Below are 17,300 nucleotides of genomic sequence, written 5' to 3'. Positions count from 1 at the left end.
AGGAGTTAAAGGGCGATAACTCCTTCTAACTCCCTTAAATGAAAGAGCCGTGAAACGGAGGGAGATAAAAGTACAAGAGTGTTGCCGTCCGCGGGTTTTGTACGAATTCGTACTTTTTGCGAACTATTAACGGATATGTTTGTATATTCCATCCCCTACATTTGCGATGTGATTTCACCCCAAAGTGAGTACAAGACGAAGAAACAACCTTTATTATTAACTAATTAAATTAATATTTATGAAACAAAAATCCAGCTTCTTTAAAGCATTAGGTATTATGTTACTTGTCCTATTTGCCACGCAGGCCAATGCACAGGAACTGACCGTCTCCGGAACGGTGAATGATGACTTCGGTCCGATCATCGGTGCGTCAGTCCTCGTGAAGGGTACAAGCAATGGCAGTATCACCGATATGAACGGAGAGTTCACTTTGTCCGGTGTACCAGCCAAAGGAACTCTGGTTATCTCATTCATCGGCTATCAGACACAAGAAATTCAGGTAAACAATCAGCAGAAACTTTCCATCAATTTAAAAGAAGACTCACAACAACTGCAAGAAGTAGTGGTAGTGGCAGTGGGTTACGGCGATGTCCGCCGCAAAGACCTGACAGGTTCCATCGCGAAAGCAGACATCAAGGAATTAGTCAAAACTCCGGTAAACAATGTTGCTGAGTCTTTAGGAGGACGTATTGCAGGTGTGCAGGTTTCATCGACGGACGGCGGACTGGGTGACAACTTCAACATCGTGATTCGTGGTGCCGGTTCATTGACCCAAAGCACAGCGCCTCTATATGTTATCGACGGTTTCCCGCAAGAAACCTCTAACATGGGTTCTTTAAACCCGAATGACATCGAATCCATTGACGTTTTGAAAGATGCTTCCGCCACCGCCATCTATGGTTCGCGTGGTGCTAATGGTGTAGTTATCATCACTACGAAAAAAGGCAAATCTGGAAAACCGACCATCTCCTACAACGGAAGTTTCACGGTAGGACTGGTGAACAATACCCCCGAAATGATGGATGGATATGAATTTGTGAAACTCCAACAAGAAGTCATGGGTGCAGAGGATTTCAAGAACATGTATCTGAAAGATGGAAATACACTGGAGGATTACCGCAAATTCAAATCCTACGATTGGCAGAAAGAGATTTACCGCACAGCCATGAGCCATAACCATCACGTGCTTTTGAATGGCAATGCCGGCGACTTGAAATATTCTACTTCCGTATCTTACAATGACCAGGAAGGCGTCATCATCAATTCTGACTTAAACAGATACCAGGCACGTGTCAACCTCAGCCAGCAATTCAACAAGAGACTGAAGGTAGATGCCAACGCCAACTTTGCCAGTACAACACAGAACGGGCCCAATCCCTCGAACAACACCAGCGCCATGTCTACCGCATTCATGTACAGTGTATGGGCTTACCGTCCCGTATCTCCGTCAGGCGCCGACTTAAAAGACGAAATTTACGATACCGATATAGACATGGCAGAAGACTATCGCTTCAACCCTGTATTGTCGGCCAAGAACGAATATCGCAGGAACACTACCAACACATTGCAAGCCAACTTGAGTGCAGAGTATGAAATCATCAAGAACTTGAAGTTTAAAGTTGCAGCAGGCTATTCGAGCCGTGACATAAAGAAAGAAGAGTTTAATGGTCCTAATACCCGTACCGGTAATTCTCACCCTTCCAATACACAAAGTAAAGGTATCAATGCTAATTTGTACCAATATGAATTCAGAAGCTATCTGAACGAAAACACATTGACCTATCAGTTCAATAAAAAACTTCACAGCATGAATGTACTGGCAGGTTTAAGTTTACAGAAGAACAGCAATTACTCCCACTCCGTAGCAACCGAACATATCAGTAATGAGTCTTTCGGTATGGCAGGACTAGATAAAGGTACCAACCAAACCATAGAGAGCAACCAGGGAGAAAGCAAGATGATGTCCTATTTCGGTCGTATCAACTATAACTATGATTCAAGATACTACCTTAACGCCACCATGCGTGCCGACGGTTCTTCTAAATTCCCGAAAAACAACCGCTGGGGATATTTCCCTTCTGCATCTGTGGCATGGGCTTTCGGTCGCGAAGCTTTTGTATCGGAAAATGCTTCTTGGCTGTCTAATGGAAAACTACGCCTCAGCTACGGCCAGACAGGTAACAACCGTGTGGGCGACTTTGACTACATGGCCAAACTGATTACAAGCGACAACGTGTATAAATATCCTTGGAATGGTTCATTTACCCCAGGTTTCCATATTGCCAATAAAGCCAATTCACAACTCAAGTGGGAAACTACCGAACAAATAGACCTCGGTCTGGATTTAGGTTTCTTCGACGGACGTATCAACGTGACTGCCGATTATTATATAAAAACCACTAAGGATTTGTTACTCAGAGCTGATGTTCCAGGCAGTTCCGGTTTCTCCAGTGCAACGCTCAATGTCGGTAAACTCAAGAACAAAGGTTTCGAGCTTACTTTGGAAACTATCAACCTGAAGAATAAGAAGTTCTCATGGACTTCCAACTTCAATATAGCATTCAACTCCAACAAGATTACCGCATTGACGGAAGGAAAAGGTGAAATTACAAGTTATGTAAGCTGGGACAACAAGTACAAAACCATGCCCGCATACGTCAGCCGTATCGGCGAATCGGCCGGCAAGATGTATGGTTTCATTTATGAAGGTACCTACAAAGAATCGGACTTCAACATCACTACGGACGACAAAGGCAAGAAAGTGTACACCCTGAAAGAGGGTATCGCTTCTTACGTGAAAGGCTGCCAACCCGGTGACCCCAAATATAAAGACATGCCTACGATAGATACCAATGGCGACGGTATTCCTGATACAGGCGACGGTATCATCAATGACAAAGACCGTACCACCATCGGTAACGGCCTGCCCACATGCACCGGCGGTTTCACCAATAGCTTTACCTATAAGAATTGGGACCTCAGTATCTTCTTGCAATGGAGTTTAGGAAATGATATTCTGAACGCTAACCGAATGGTCTTTGAAAATCCCGCCAAGAAGAAGAACACTAACATGTTTGCATCCTATACCAACCGTTGGACTCCCGAAAACCCGTATAGCAACATGCCCCGTGCAAATGCCCTCGGCTCCAACGAGTATAGTTCTCTCTATGTGGAAGATGGTTCGTTCTTGAAACTGAAATCTATCTCTTTAGGTTACAATTTTCCGGCACAGATGCTGAGAAAAGCATTCATCAGCTCTGCCAGAGTATTTGTTTCCGCTGAAAACATCGCTACCATTACAGGCTATTCCGGCTCAGACCCAGAAGTATCTACACGTAATTCGGTATTGACTCCCGGATTCGACTGGTCTGCATATCCACGCTCTTTCAACGCATCTATCGGAGTGAACCTTACTTTCTAACAACAAACGTATAAAACAAAAACAATGATGAAAAAGTTCTATAATATATTCAAAAAAGCCCTTGTCCTCATAGGAGTAGTCTCTATGACTTCATGTGACTTCTTAGGAACCGAACCATACGATTTCGTTTCACCAACCACATTCTATAGAAACGAGTCTGAATGTACCATGGCACTTGCCGCAGTATATTACCCAATGGCAACCGCCAACTTATATGGTAATTTCTATTCCACAGAAATGACCAATATAGATGACCTGAGCTACTATACGCGCAACAGCAACTTTTCCGGTAAGCTATGGGCAAACGACTATACCAGCACCACTCAAGAAATATGGAATATCTGGGAAGCACTATACACCGGCATTAAAAACGCCAATGGTTTGCTTGAGAACATAGACAAGGCAGAAATGAGTCAAATCGCCAAAGATAGAATCAAAGGGGAAGCTAAGTTCCTCCGTGCTTACTATCACTTCTTACTTGTACAGGCTTTCTATGAGGTGCCTATCCGCAAACAATCTTTAGATGACATCAATGCCGCCAGTATGCCTGCCACCTCCAATGCGGAAGCATTAGACTGGATTATCAAAGAAATGGAAGATTGCATTCCCTTGGTTGACAAAAAAGAATATGACAAAAGCCCATCCCACGTGAAAGAAACTTCTGTATATGGCATCCTAGCACGCGTATGCTTATGGAGAGCAGGAAAACCTTCCGACGGTGGAGAAGCCTATTATAAAAAAGCGGCTCAATATGCCAATGAAGTCTACAAATCCAAGAAACATGACTTAAACCCTGATGTGTACGCCATGTGGAAGTGTATGGCAACAGATAAATATGACACTGAATATAACGAATCCATCTGGGAAGTAGAATTTATAGGTACTCGCCTTGACAATAATTATACCGAAAGCCGTATTGGTAATACCATCGGTAACGCCCAAAGAAATGGTAACGCCACGGGTAAAGGTTATACCTATGCTTTCTATGCAGGTACATTAGTCCTTTGGGATTTATTTGAAAAGAACAGTACAGACAAACGTCGTGACCTTTCCATGGCACCTTATTACTTGAATGCGAAAGATGTGCAAGTAAAATGGAAAGACCATGAAATCACCATGCGCCGTTGTGGCAAGTTCCGCCGTGAGTGGGAAACAGCCGAAAACAAGAACAAGAACTGGACTCCCGAGAATTATCCGATTCTGCGCTATGCCGACGTATTGCTAATGCTGGCCGAAGCCGAAAATGAAGTGAACAAGCAACCTACGGACCTGGCTTATACAGCAATAAATCTTGTACGCAAGCGCGCCGGCATTCCGGAACTCAAAAACTTGTCATACGACCAGTTCCAACAAGAATTACGTGATGAACGCGCCCGCGAACTTTGCTTCGAGTCCATACGTAAGTTCGATTTGGTACGTTGGGGAATTTACTTGGAAAGAATGCAGAATACACTGGGTACGGCAGCAGCCGACAAACGCTGGAACTCACAGAGTGAAAATGAAGCCAAGGCCGACAAGACCGGTGGCAAATATGACTTCGCCGCTACTGTAGCAGCCAAAACAGAAGAAAAACATCAGTTCTATCCCATTCCCAACAAAGAACTGTCCGTGAATACTAAACTAAAACAGAACAAATGGTGGTAATAAAACCGCAAGACTTCTAACCTTATTATCTCTATATCACAAATAATCAAATAGACCTTAATTAATTTTATTTGTGCAGAGGAGGGTAATCGAGAGATTACTCTCCTCATTTTAATGAATGATTTTACCACTTGTTTTGTACAATCCACACATCTTATGAAAACAATATTCCGTAATTTTGTAACACAATCAATTAATTACCTTATTTAACCTGATAGTTATGACACGAAAGTTTTTTCAGTTGCTATTTATTTTGACCTATCTTAGTTCATCCGCTTTTGCACAATTCGTAAGTTTCGAAGAAGAAATCCCCTGTAACTTCAAAAGTTCCGATAAACAAGAGTTGGCGTTATCATCATCATACTATAAAGAAGGAAGCAAGAGCCTGGAGTGGAAATTCTCTCCTAACAGCATATTGGACATTCCATCCGAATCTGTTTTTACCCTGGAGGGCGACAACGGAATCACTCTGTGGATATACAATGAAAAGCCTCAGCAAGACTCCCTGCGTTTTGAATTTTACTCTCCCAACGGACATGTTTCCCATCACTTCGGATTCCGACTATACGCTGCCGGATGGCGCGCCTGCTGGATAAGCTTCAAGCACATGCAAGGAGACAAACAAGATAAGAAAATTGCCGGTTACCGTATCATTGCCCCCAACCGCACCGGACGAGTCTTTATAGACCGACTGACCTTCCCGGTAAAAAAAATCAATGACCGTACTACTCCCGATTTGCAGATGCCGACCAATAACTCGCTGACCTATCGCGACCTGTGGCATTGGTGCCGCGTCTGGCAATGGGAACAATATCAATACGACCTACCTCTGAGCGAATCGTTAACCACCGACGAGAAACAAGAACTGGCCACTGTAGAAGCACGGCTGACCGCAATACTCGACACCCCAAAAGCACCTAAAAAAGGAATATCAAAAGCCTACAGCACATTCAAGGCGGCCAATATCCGTCCATCCAGTAACGGTTTCACCGGTGCTCCCGTTGTAGCACCCGATGAACTAAACCGTCGAAAAGGCGAACTCTCTTGGAACGATCTGGAAGATATGCTCTCGGGGTTTGCATACGATGCTTACTACAACCATTCTGCCCAATCGGCAAAGAATTACTTCCTCGTTTGGGACTACGCTATCAACCAAGGTTTCGCTTTTGGCAGTGGCATGGGCACCAACCATCACTACGGTTATCAGGTACGAAAAATATATACTACGGCATGGCTGATGCGCGACGCTATCTGGAAAGCTCCCAATAGGGATAATATTCTCTCAGCACTTATCTTCTGGTCAGCATTACAAGAAACAAGGATACCTTTCCAATACGGACGGGACGAATTACTGGATAGCTGGCACACCCTGCTGATGGCAAAAACCGTATCTGCACTCTTGTTTGTGGACGAAAGGGAAAGAGCACGGGCCCTTGCCGGACTCTCCAGATGGCTGAGTGGTTCCTTGCAATACAGTCCGGGAACCATTGGCGGTATCAAGGTAGACGGAACAACCTTCCACCACGGAGGATTCTATCCTGCCTATACCACCGGAGTGCTCGCCATGGTAGGGCAGTTCATAGCACTCACCAGCCATACCCGGTACGTGCCTACCATGGAAGCACGCCAGGTGCTGAAATCCGCATTCATATCTATGCGCAATTATTGCAACATCTATGAATGGGGTATCGGTATCAGCGGAAGACACCCTTTCGGAGGTTCCATGAAAGAAAATGACGTAGCTGCCTTTGCCTATCTTGCCCTTGCCGGAGATTTATCAGGAGAAAGCAATACCTTCGACCACCACTTAGCAGCAGACTATATGCGGCTTTGCAACAATGATACTCCCGAAGCCATCTATTTCAGAAAAGAAGGAATTACCCCCGCAAAAGCTCCGCAAGGCTTTTTTGTATACAATTATGGTTCGGCAGGCATTTTCCGCCGAAACGACTGGATGGTAACCTTGAAAGGCTATACTACCGATGTATGGGGATCCGAAATCTATAGGAAAGATAATCGTTACGGACGTTACCAAAGTTATGGTTCCGTCCAAATCATGGGTTATCCGTCGCGCAAAGCCAGCGGTTTCGATGAAAACGGATGGGACTGGAACCGTCTGCCCGGAACCACCACAATACATTTACCGTTCGACTTACTAGACAGTCCTCTGCCCGGTACCACCATGGCACATTCCAAAGAGAACTTCTCCGGCAGCAGTTCCCTTGAAGGTAAGAACGGTATGTTTGCCATGAAGCTGATGGAACGTAACTTGAAAAACTTCACACCCGATTTCGTTGCCCGCAAATCTGTGTTCTGTTTCAATAACCGTATGATATGTCTGGGTACGGGTATCAGCAATAGCAATGCTTCTTTCCCAACGGAAACAACGCTCTTTCAAAGTACCTTCCAAAAGGGGAAAAGCGACATCTATGTAGACGGCAAACTAAAGAACGTGCCTTTCCACCAAGAATTAAACGATGGCAAACGTCATTGCATCCAAGATGGATATAACAATTACTATCTGGTGAATGGAGATAACGTGCAGATACAGATTGCCCGGCAAGACTCCCACCATGAAAAAACCCGTGCCAAGACACAAGGAACTTTTGCTTCTGCCTATATCAATCATGGGGCAGCGCCACAAAATGCCGGATACGAATATATGGTATTGATACAGCCCAGTCCAAAAGAACTGGATGCCGCCCGACGGAAAGCACCTTACCAGATACTCCACAAAGACAGTATCGCCCATGTGGTTATCGATAAACAGACAGGTATCACTGCATACGCAGCTTTTGAAACTTATCTTCCCCAAAAAGACGAACTATTCCTTTCCATCCCTGCAGAAACGATGGTAATGCAAAAGCAATCTGGTTCCAACCTCTTGCTCAGCGTATGCGACCCCAATTTGAATATCTCTGAAAAGGCTTTTACCACCAAAGAGCCAAGCCGCCCCATTGAGAAGAAGTTGATACTGAAAGGTCAATGGAAATGTAAAACACTGCAGGAGGACGTAACCGTAGAAGTAGGACAAACAGAAACAGTACTCACCGTGACTTGCAGACACGGGCAGCCTATAGAATTTATCCTGCTGAACAAATAGTTAGCAAGCGATAAAAAGCCGGAGAAAGCAGTGGGGAAAATATAGAATTTCGGCAAAGCAAGTGCTGTTTCGCAAGAAAACATGTATCTTTGCCGATATGAACGAAAACAGATTACCCATCTACTTCGCCCCACTGCAAGGCTACACTGATTCGGCCTACCGCTTGGCACATGCCCGAATCTTCGGAGGTATCAACACCTACTATTCTCCGTTTGTACGTGTGGAACACGGCGAAATCCGTCGCAAGGACATACGCGAAATCCATCCCGACAACAACAGGGAAATGCACTTCATTCCGCAACTCATAGCCCCGACTCCCGATAAATTAGAGCAGATAATGGCCCTTTTCATCGAATACGGCTATCGGGAAGCCGACATCAACCTTGGCTGTCCGTTTCCCATGTTGGTCAAGCGGCACAACGGAGCAGGTATGTTGCCCCACCCCAAGGAGGTAGAGGCGCTGCTGAAAACCGCTGTAGAGAAGTTCCCGGAAATCCGCTTTTCAGTAAAACTGCGATTGGGATGGGAACATGCGGACGAGTGCCTCGCCCTGCTCCCTCTACTGAACGAACTGCCACTTTCACATGTCACTCTCCATCCGCGCTTAGGCATCCAGCAGTATAAAGGTACTGTTGACTGGAATGGCTTTGAAGCCTTCTACAAGGGATGTGACAAACCACTGTTGTACAACGGTGACATACACACGCCAGATGACATCGAAAGCATAGTCGCCCGCTTTCCCCGATTGGTTGGTGTTGTCATAGGACGTGGATTGCTCGCCAACCCTGCTTTGGCCTGGGAGTACCAGCAAGGACATCCTCTTTCTTCCGATGAAATGGCAAAAAAAGTGAGACTACTACACAACGAAGTGTTCAATGCCTACAAGGAACGCCTACAAGGTGGTGACCTACAACTGCTGACAAAAATGAAAAGTTTTTGGGAATACCTGCTTCCCAATGCCGACCGGAAAGCAAAGAAAATCATCCATAAGACAACGAAGCTAAGCAACTACGAAGTAGCCGTCGCTCGACTGTTTGCAGAACTTTGAGAAACCGATTTTGAGCTTACCGAAGTTTCACAAGCGATGCAAACAGTTACAAAATGGAAAGAACATTACTTCGGGATTAGATGTACCTCAGGCCGTATCTGCGCCACACGATGCCGTCTCATCCATTCGCCCAAATAGGCGCGATGCTGCTGCAACACTTCCCGATAATTCTTTTCAAGAGCCAAGTTACGCATCTCTCCGCGGTCGTCCTCCATGTTATAAAGCTGTTCACGATAGTTTCCTTTATCATACAACACATATTTATAACGCGGAGTACGCAAAGCCCAACCACGGGTAATACCTTTGTCGAAGGTGGTTTCTATGACCACATAAGGTTGGTGTGCCTGTTCTGGGTCGGCACTCTCAACCAAGGATTTAAAAGAAACGCCATACAAACCTCCGGGCAGAGGAATGTCTGCCCAGTCGCATACGGAAGCAAAGAAGTCAACACCTGCATTGACGAGCTGCGGCATCTCTTTTCCGGCATTCTTCTTTCCGGGTAGAGTCACTATCAGAGGGATGTTCACCACTTCTTCGTAAAGAGCAGACTTCTGATTCCATTGATGTGCTCCCACACCGTCACCGTGGTCGCTCGTGAAGATAATTACCGTGTTCTTCCATAGATTCCGCCGATCAATGATGTCGACAATCTTTCCGATTTCAGCATCCACTTTTTCTACCAAACGGAAATAAAGACTGCGATAGCGACGCCAGTCATCCGGGGAATAATGACGCGTGGGATAGGTCGAATAGTTCAGCGATTGTTCATAGGTTATCACATCGGCATCGTAAGGATGGCGGGAAAAGTTCAAGGGCAATCCAGGCCATTCGTCTTGAGAAAGTTCAGGCAAATTGCCGTATGGCAGATTCTGCCCACGTGCATATTCACAGATATTGTGGGGATTATCGAAGCCAACTACAAGAAAGAAGGGCCGGGTGTGTTCCCGTTCAAGAAAGGCAACGGAAGCCTCAGCCAATCCGTGGTCGGTGTGCGGATGAAGGACAGAAAAACCAAACTCCCGATCCGGTATGGAAGCGGTATGTACATGCCACTTTCCGGCATATGCGCATTCATATCCGGCATGCTGCATCAGAACTCCCAAGGTCGTTGCCCGCAAGGAATCGGGCATAGGCACATTGTTTCTCGCAAGACCTATTTCATGGGATGTGTGTCCCGTAAACATGGATGCCCTAGAAGGACCGCTCAAGGGAGCAGAGCAATAAGCATTGGTAAACAAGACACCCGCCTGCGCCAAACGGTCTATATTCGGGGTATGCACATCCGTATTTCCCACACAGCTCATAGCAGAAGCCGTTTGCTGATCGGTCACAATATAGATAATATTCGGCAACTCCTTGGCTCCCGACAAAACTGGAACAAAAGCTGTGGTACAAAATAGTACGTCTTTGAATTTCATCATGGTACAAATTTATCGGATTTAAAAATCGATTTCTAAGGTTCACCTTTTCAATTCCACGTCAAGGCTCACTGCATCGCGACAGGTAAAACGAAGTACTGTCTGCTTCCGGTCGGCCACCACCACTTGACAATATGGAGTTTCGGTCACTTTCCACAAACCTTTCAGCGTAATGGTCACGGGAATTTCACCACTGACATTTTTTATCCACGGGCGTGAATAGATACTGCGCTCAATACGTTTTCCGTCTTTATCGAAAGCCTCGTCACTCGGACCACGATACAAGGCCAGGTCGGGTTGGGAGACAGTCAGCAGAAGCTTGTCCTTATATTCGCGTATCATGACAAGGCACGATGTATCGGCTTTCTGCAACAATCCGCCGTCGGGCAGAGCTTGCGGAGTCTCAAACAAGACGTAAGAAGTAAGACCGTCTGCCGGAGAACGCACAATGTGGGCGTTGCGGTCTTGTTGGAGAATCTTGTAAGTGGGTTTCTTGGCGAATGCCTCCAAAGCGGCGGCATCCGTGTGGGGCAGCACGGCATATTCGTAGGAAGCGCCTTTCGGGGCTTTGCCATGCTGTAATGTCAAGGACACCCAGTCGCCGGAAGTGGGCTTGGTGCTACGCTCGCCCACGGTCACTTGCGGGAAGTTCTTCTCGTAGCGGGCATCAGGGCGGGAGGCTTTGGAAATGTAATAACCTACGCCGTTGGGATCTATATAAGTCTGCCCGTCACTCTGACAGGACTCCCAGTACCGGCGGGTTTCGGGAGTGGTGGCGGCAAGCTGGAACACGGTGGTTTCCGTTGGATATTCGGTATTTAGGTTTTCGATGTCCGTACCGAGGCATACAATGGTGCCGTCGAAGAAATGGAACGACTTGCGGGCACGGTGAGAACCGTTATACTTATCATGTTCATGCAGCACCATACCGAAGTTACCGTTCAGATGTGCTTGGGACAAACCGCCGGCAAAAGCTTCGTCGGAATAGAGCATCTCCTCCATGCCGGAGAAGGTATCGACATTCAATACCCGGGCACGCAGCTGGTCGAAAGGCAAATGAATGCTCGTGACACCCGGAATACGATTCCAGTCGAAACCGGCTTCCTGCCAGCCACTGGTGGCAAAAGTAACCATTTCATCGGGTTTTCCGGTAAGAATCTGCATGCTGCCATGTGCCAGATAACGGCCATAGAAGTTGGCGGGGAGATAGTGCTCGGCAGCCCAGAGATAACGGGAATGTCCGCGAACTACGGCAGCCCAGTTGTCACGACGCTGTACGGACACGCAGCCGTAACCCAAAGCCAGATTGCCTTGCGGGTCGGGTTCCGGACGGAAGCCTTGGGCTTCGAGCAACTTCTTCATCTCCAATTCGTGGCGGGTAGAAGCCTTCGGCAGATAGTCGGGCGCATTCTTGTCCGGAGCTTCTGTATAGGCAACCAGGCGCAGATAGGCAGCCGCCATTTCGGGGTCATATTTCAGCTTGCCATCCGGCGTACCGGCAATGGCCATCGTGGCATATTGGATAGGTATCAGGCTTCCTCCCCCGTTGGGATGGCGTCCGGACATGGAAAGCGACCATTGCTTCAGATTGCAATAGAAACGCATGGTGAGAAGCACTTTCTTCACCGTCTCGTGTGCCTGCTCGGACAGACGGAACTCGGTACCACTCAGCAAGTAAATCATATTAGTGGCACCGTCCAGACCGCCCACTGCATAGGCAGGATAATTGTTGCAATGATGGAAGCAAGCACCGTCCGGCTTGAAAGAACCGGCCAGTCCCGGCGCAGGAAGGCAGCCTTTGTCCAGCCAACGGGAGAAGGAACGCAGGTATTGCAGTTTCTCCGGGGTATCCTCCATAATCAGAATGCTGGCTATGCGGCCTTGCAACTTGGTGTTGAACGTATCTATATCAATACCGTTGACGGCAGGTTCGGGATATACCTCATTGGTGATGGCATACCAGTTGAGCGTACGTACCGCCTCTTCCAGCTTACCTGCCTCACGCAACACGTCCTTCATCAAGAAATAAGCCACAAACAGACCGCGCATACTATATCCGTAATGGTGGATATTCCCCCAGCAACTGCCATAGGCAATACCCTGGTCGGTGGCGTTATCGTACATGGCGATGAATTTCTGCTTCAACTCGTGTTTCAGCGCCGCATCCTCCGCATTGTTGTAGGCGATGGCAACGCGTTTCATCAGGTTGAAATAGTCGCTTATCTCTATCCCCAGTCTGGAGAACATATCTTTGTCCCAATCGGGTACCATACGTTCGTATGCCTCGGAGTGACGTACGAAATAGATAGGACGTCCTGCTACCTTGCCGTTCTTGTAGGTAATCCGATAAAAATCATACTTCTCACGGATGGACTGCATCTCCTTGTCCGAAAGCGCGGAAGGTGTGTAGAGCATGCCGCGGAAACGCTTCTCCATAATCCGTATATCCTGCTTCTGCGCCTCGGTCACGTCTGTCAGAGGGATGTCCGGTTTCCACAAGGAGTGTTCGTAGATAACCAGCCAGTGGTTGGTGGTTCCCTTATTTACAAACGGTACCTGCAAGTCGGCAGTCTGCTGGCGGGCATCTACCTTGCTGGCAGTAATCAGATGGTCGAAAAAGAGTTTCCCTTTCACGTCGGGGGCTACAATGCGGATTTCGTCCATCCCTTCTTCCGGGGTGCCTTGCATATCGCGTTCATAACATACCCATGCTCCGCGCCAACCGGTGAAGTTGATGCCAAAAGGAAAAGAGGTGCATACCTTGCCATCCTTCAGGAACTCGAACCGAATCTGCTTGTCCTGGGCCTGCTCATTGTACACCCATACGATGAAAGCCGAAAGATAGGTGTCTTTCCCCGTCGGGTCTTTCTTCTCAAACTTCAAGTCTTTTTTGATAGACAGTGCGGCACCCGGCTCGAAAGTCCAGCTCAAACTGTGGTCGCCATCCCTATAATGTTCGTCGCTAATGCCCAACTGCGAACCAGCTGCCGTAGTGACAAACGCCGGAACCTGCTTCTCCTCAAAAGAAAGCAAGCGCTCATTCTTCACGATTTGTGCATGTACACTGCCCGGCAGCAACATGCAAACGAGCGCTACCGCTCCTATTTTCCATTTACTGAATTGCATCATGTCTGTTTATTTAAGGTTATCGATATTTGCTACTTGGAAATCTGCAAAACGTACGTGGTTCTGCCACAACCGTAAGGCGAAATAGCCGTCTCCTTTGCCATCGGCAACCGGTAAGCTGAAAAGCTCTTCACCATCCATGGCATAAGTGGTGGCTCCATTCTCCACACGGATTTTAACTTCATACCAATGGTTGGGCTTCAAAAGGTGGGCGGCATCGGTATACTCTTTCAAGATGGGTTTAATCTTTGCATCGTCCACTCCATAATACTCTCCATGGTATTCACGGAAACGCGTAGTTCCATTATCATTACCGCCGTAGCCCACATAGTAAAGGTCCAGCGTATTGTAATTCTTGAACTCGCCGTTGCGCCATGCACTGCGGGCAAAGAAGTCATCCGGATGCCGGGGGTCATCGGCCCCCCAAAAACAATTCAAGTCGCTGAGACGGTCGTAGCTACCATTCTCAACCACCACTTGTACCCGGTAGGTAATCTCATAGTTTCCCGTCAACCGTTCCTTATACCAAAGGGACAGCCCGTCCGGCGATACAATATCCATCGTATCGCCGATACATGTAATTTCCACTTTTCCGGAAGAATCCTCCACGACCCAGGCGGTAAGCCGGCAGGAAGCGCCCATCTCCATACCGGGGAGGACACATAAGAGAAGTTGCATCAAAAGAAGTTGTAACCGCATATTTCAATGTATTAGTACGGTACAAAGAAACCCCTCTTTTTGGAAAAAGAGGGGCATAAATCGTACAGAAGAAGGATAAAATAATGATTGAGGCGGATTTCTGCCCCCACTTCATCAAGGATGAAGTTCTTCGAAAGCCTTGTTTTCCTCTTGTACCGCCTGAATAGTTTCTTCCAGTTCATTGATAGGGAGATCGAAGTTGTACCAGTCGTTATAGCAGTCGGTGACATACCACTTGCCATCCGTCAGTTCAAAGACCACACGAAGGGAAGGTTCTGATTCATCATAGCCTGCTTCGAACTCTTTATGGGCAGGCTCATTGACAGTGAAGTGAGAAATATAGGTACCTCCCTCCTCTTCGGTAGTACGTCCTTCCTTCAGCGTTTCTTCGTCTAGCAATGCCCACTTCTCGCGGGTGAAGGGAAAAGTCTGTTCCGTCTCACCGTCATCCTTCAAGAGGGCGATGGGAGACTTCAAAGGAAACTTGATTCGGGAATACTGGAATGAAGCACTGGACGTGAATTTCTGGAGAAATGTCTTGAAATCCTCCTCTTCGGCAGCCAGACCATTGAGAGTCGTCAGCATGAGTGCCGCAAACAGACAAAAAACAAAGCGGATAGCCTTCATATACTCGGATTATTTTTCAATGCGCAAAGATAATATAAAAGTAATAAAATGCTAAGGCTATGGGGCGATAATTATTATCATCTATGTTTCAGATACTCGTAACCAAACCGGCAACGCAAGCAGTCTTTCTTGTCACAATATTCCTTTTGAAGTTGAAGCAGAGCCTGCGAATCGGCAGCGGTAGATACCGGCAAACCGGCACCATCCCAAAGTCGGGTTACGTGATTGTTTTCGGCCTTCAAGGATTCAAGGAAACGGGTGGCACGGTCACACAAAACGTCATCGGCCTTGTGCAGGCCATAAGCATAAAGAAACGGGATGACCGTATTGATGGCAATCAGATTCAAGGCACCGTCCCCTACCCGCTTTTCCCTCCGGGGTGAAACCTTTCTGAAATTGAAGTGCTCCTCCCAATACGCGGAAGTCTTGGCAGCCAGTATCTTCTTCACCGCCTCCAGCGTTTCAGCCTCCATAACACGCGAGAAGAGCGACTGCTCCTTGTGATACAGACAGGCAAGCTGGGCGAGGCGTACATGTGGAAAGTTATCGGGACGAAGACGCAGAAACCGCCACTGCTCAACAGACATGGGAGCTGGCAGCTCGAACTTGTGTTGCAGGTAGCGGAACTCTTTCTGAAGTATCAAATAATAATCATCTGCCTCTGCCGAGACCTCCTCCAGCAGGCCTGCCTGCCCCAGGAAGAAAGCCTCCACTTGAAACAGACTGTCCCGATGCTTGTCTACGGCGCGGAATGGAAGGCGGTTTGCCCATGCCTCGAAAGCATCCCCATTCAGCCCGAAGCCGAAGTTACGAGCAAGAGTAATGAAGAAAACATCTTCCCAATGATGATTGCAGCGTTCGAGCCGCTGGGATATGACGCATGCTTTCTGCTCAAAACGCTCTACCTGCAAAGCGGACAGCCAGGAATGGACGGTCAGCTTTGGGAGGGAGGCAAGGATGGAATAGCAGGGAGGATAAATCTCTGTCTGCCGAAGCTCTTCATAGCGCAAGCGGACAGTGTCGGGGCAAGTGAGCACCATCTGGGGAACCAGCTCACCGTTCGTGCGGTACACATCACAATTCGATTCGCCCACCACGTGCAGGATGACGGTATCATACGCCTTGTCACGGTCGTGCCTATGGAGCAGCCAGTCTGATGCCTGCGTATGCACTTCGACGTTGCCCACCCAGAGCGTACCGTCTATTTTCAGTTTGGCATTAAAAAAATCGGGGCCTGCATTCATGTTCGGCAAACCGGGATCTATCACTTCTACCGGCCGGCCGGAGGTTGTCTGGAGCAATGACAAAGGAAATATTTTGTGCTTCCAAACATAATGCAGTAGTTGTTCCATGTTAACAAGACGTTAATGTTGAGCACAAATGTAAGAAAAAGATTATCTTTGCGACCTATAGTTTGTTGATAAACTAAATAAAAACAGATAGAAACAATGAAAATCGCATTAATCGGCTACGGAAAAATGGGCAAGGAAATCGAGAAAATAGCCCTTGGCCGTGGACACGAAATTGTAAGCATCATCGATGTCGACAATCAGGAAGACTTTGAATCGGCAGCCTTCAAGAGCGCCGACGTTGCCATAGAGTTCACCAACCCCATGGTTGCATACAATAACTATATGAAGGCATTCCGCGCCGGGGTCAAACTGGTATCCGGCAGTACGGGCTGGATGGCGGAACATGGAGACGAAGTGAAGAGACTTTGTACCGAAGGCGGCAAGACACTGTTCTGGTCGTCCAACTTCAGTCTGGGAGTAAGCATATTCTCTGCCGTCAACAAGTACCTCGCAAAGATAATGAACCAATTCCCTGCCTATGATGTGACAATGAGCGAAACGCACCACATCCACAAGATGGACGCTCCGAGCGGAACGGCCATCACGCTTGCCGAAGGTATTCTGGAGAATCTCGACCGTAAGGACAAATGGATAGAAGGAACTTTCCAGGCTCCCGACGGAACCGTTTCGGGCTCTACGGAATGTGCAGCCAATGAGCTGTCCATAAGTTCTATCCGCGAAGGAGAAGTACCGGGCATCCACAGCATCCGCTACGACTCCGAAGCCGACAGCATCACTATCACCCACGATGCCAAGAATCGCAGGGGATTTGCCTTGGGAGCTGTCCTTGCTGCCGAATATACCGCCAAGCACGAAGGTGCTTTGGGAATGAGTGACTTGTTTCCATTTTTAAAAGACTAAA

10 protein-coding genes are annotated in these 17,300 nt (G+C 47.5%); 5 read left to right on the top strand and 5 right to left on the bottom strand.

What is annotated here, in order from left to right; all coding sequences use genetic code 11:
* Positions 1 to 238 precede the first annotated feature (238 nt).
* The 4 genes from DW039_RS04695 (at position 239) to DW039_RS04680 (ending at position 9,216) form a co-directional block, all read left to right on the top strand.
* Positions 239 to 3,421 carry a TonB-dependent receptor gene (locus DW039_RS04695; protein ID WP_120381749.1) on the top strand — a complete coding sequence of 1,061 codons (3,183 nt, stop codon included), beginning with the start codon at positions 239 to 241 and terminating at the stop codon, positions 3,419 to 3,421.
* A gap of 27 nt (positions 3,422 to 3,448) precedes the next feature.
* A complete protein-coding gene (locus tag DW039_RS04690) occupies positions 3,449 to 5,065 on the top strand; it encodes a RagB/SusD family nutrient uptake outer membrane protein (protein WP_057281930.1) in 1,617 nt (538 codons plus the stop codon).
* A gap of 220 nt (positions 5,066 to 5,285) precedes the next feature.
* Entirely contained in the window at positions 5,286 to 8,168 is a 2,883-nt protein-coding gene (locus tag DW039_RS04685; RefSeq protein WP_057281881.1) for a chondroitinase family polysaccharide lyase, read from the top strand.
* A gap of 97 nt (positions 8,169 to 8,265) precedes the next feature.
* Entirely contained in the window at positions 8,266 to 9,216 is a 951-nt protein-coding gene (locus tag DW039_RS04680) for a tRNA-dihydrouridine synthase family protein (RefSeq protein ID WP_057281929.1), read from the top strand.
* 65 nt (positions 9,217 to 9,281) lie between these two features.
* On the opposite strand, the gene DW039_RS04675 is transcribed toward DW039_RS04680, so the two are convergent.
* The 5 genes from DW039_RS04675 to DW039_RS04655 form a co-directional block, all read right to left on the bottom strand.
* The gene (locus DW039_RS04675) at positions 9,282 to 10,634 is read right to left on the bottom strand and encodes a sulfatase (protein WP_371682743.1); all 1,353 of its coding nucleotides are present in this window, start codon (positions 10,632 to 10,634) and stop codon (positions 9,282 to 9,284) included.
* 42 nt (positions 10,635 to 10,676) lie between these two features.
* Positions 10,677 to 13,763, bottom strand: coding sequence for a chondroitinase family polysaccharide lyase (locus tag DW039_RS04670; RefSeq protein WP_120381747.1), 3,087 nt, complete (start codon positions 13,761 to 13,763; stop codon positions 10,677 to 10,679).
* A gap of 6 nt (positions 13,764 to 13,769) precedes the next feature.
* A complete protein-coding gene (locus DW039_RS04665) occupies positions 13,770 to 14,459 on the bottom strand; it encodes a DUF6250 domain-containing protein (RefSeq protein WP_005826049.1) in 690 nt (229 codons plus the stop codon).
* A 114-nt stretch (positions 14,460 to 14,573) separates the two neighbouring features.
* Positions 14,574 to 15,086, bottom strand: coding sequence for a hypothetical protein (locus tag DW039_RS04660; protein ID WP_005826053.1), 513 nt, complete (start codon positions 15,084 to 15,086; stop codon positions 14,574 to 14,576).
* Between the two features lie 77 nt (positions 15,087 to 15,163).
* The gene (locus DW039_RS04655) at positions 15,164 to 16,438 is read right to left on the bottom strand and encodes a DUF2851 family protein (protein ID WP_005826054.1); all 1,275 of its coding nucleotides are present in this window, start codon (positions 16,436 to 16,438) and stop codon (positions 15,164 to 15,166) included.
* Positions 16,439 to 16,534: 96 nt separating this feature from the next.
* Here DW039_RS04655 and dapB point away from each other — a divergent pair, with 96 nt between their 5' ends.
* The gene (dapB, locus tag DW039_RS04650; RefSeq protein ID WP_120381746.1) at positions 16,535 to 17,299 is read left to right on the top strand and encodes a 4-hydroxy-tetrahydrodipicolinate reductase; all 765 of its coding nucleotides are present in this window, start codon (positions 16,535 to 16,537) and stop codon (positions 17,297 to 17,299) included.
* The last annotated feature ends 1 nt before the right edge of the window (position 17,300 follow it).

It is taken from the genome of Bacteroides sp. AF39-16AC (assembly GCF_003602735.1).
In the GTDB taxonomy this organism is placed as follows: Bacteria; Bacteroidota; Bacteroidia; order Bacteroidales; family Bacteroidaceae; genus Bacteroides; species Bacteroides uniformis.
The sequence above is the reverse complement of the archived record's forward strand: the minus strand, read 5'-3'. Positions and strand labels throughout refer to the sequence as shown.

What these genes read in the sequence shown, in the direction of transcription:
- DW039_RS04695 (WP_120381749.1), top strand. Translation starts at nt 239, where the DNA reads ATGAAACAAAAATCCAGCTTCTTTAAAGCATTAGGTATTATGTTACTT.
- DW039_RS04690 (WP_057281930.1), top strand. Translation starts at nt 3,449, where the DNA reads ATGAAAAAGTTCTATAATATATTCAAAAAAGCCCTTGTCCTCATAGGA.
- DW039_RS04685 (WP_057281881.1), top strand. Translation starts at nt 5,286, where the DNA reads ATGACACGAAAGTTTTTTCAGTTGCTATTTATTTTGACCTATCTTAGT.
- DW039_RS04680 (WP_057281929.1), top strand. Translation starts at nt 8,266, where the DNA reads ATGAACGAAAACAGATTACCCATCTACTTCGCCCCACTGCAAGGCTAC.
- DW039_RS04675 (WP_371682743.1), bottom strand. Translation starts at nt 10,634, where the DNA reads ATGAAATTCAAAGACGTACTATTTTGTACCACAGCTTTTGTTCCAGTT.
- DW039_RS04670 (WP_120381747.1), bottom strand. Translation starts at nt 13,763, where the DNA reads ATGATGCAATTCAGTAAATGGAAAATAGGAGCGGTAGCGCTCGTTTGC.
- DW039_RS04665 (WP_005826049.1), bottom strand. Translation starts at nt 14,459, where the DNA reads ATGCGGTTACAACTTCTTTTGATGCAACTTCTCTTATGTGTCCTCCCC.
- DW039_RS04660 (WP_005826053.1), bottom strand. Translation starts at nt 15,086, where the DNA reads ATGAAGGCTATCCGCTTTGTTTTTTGTCTGTTTGCGGCACTCATGCTG.
- DW039_RS04655 (WP_005826054.1), bottom strand. Translation starts at nt 16,438, where the DNA reads ATGGAACAACTACTGCATTATGTTTGGAAGCACAAAATATTTCCTTTG.
- dapB (WP_120381746.1), top strand. Translation starts at nt 16,535, where the DNA reads ATGAAAATCGCATTAATCGGCTACGGAAAAATGGGCAAGGAAATCGAG.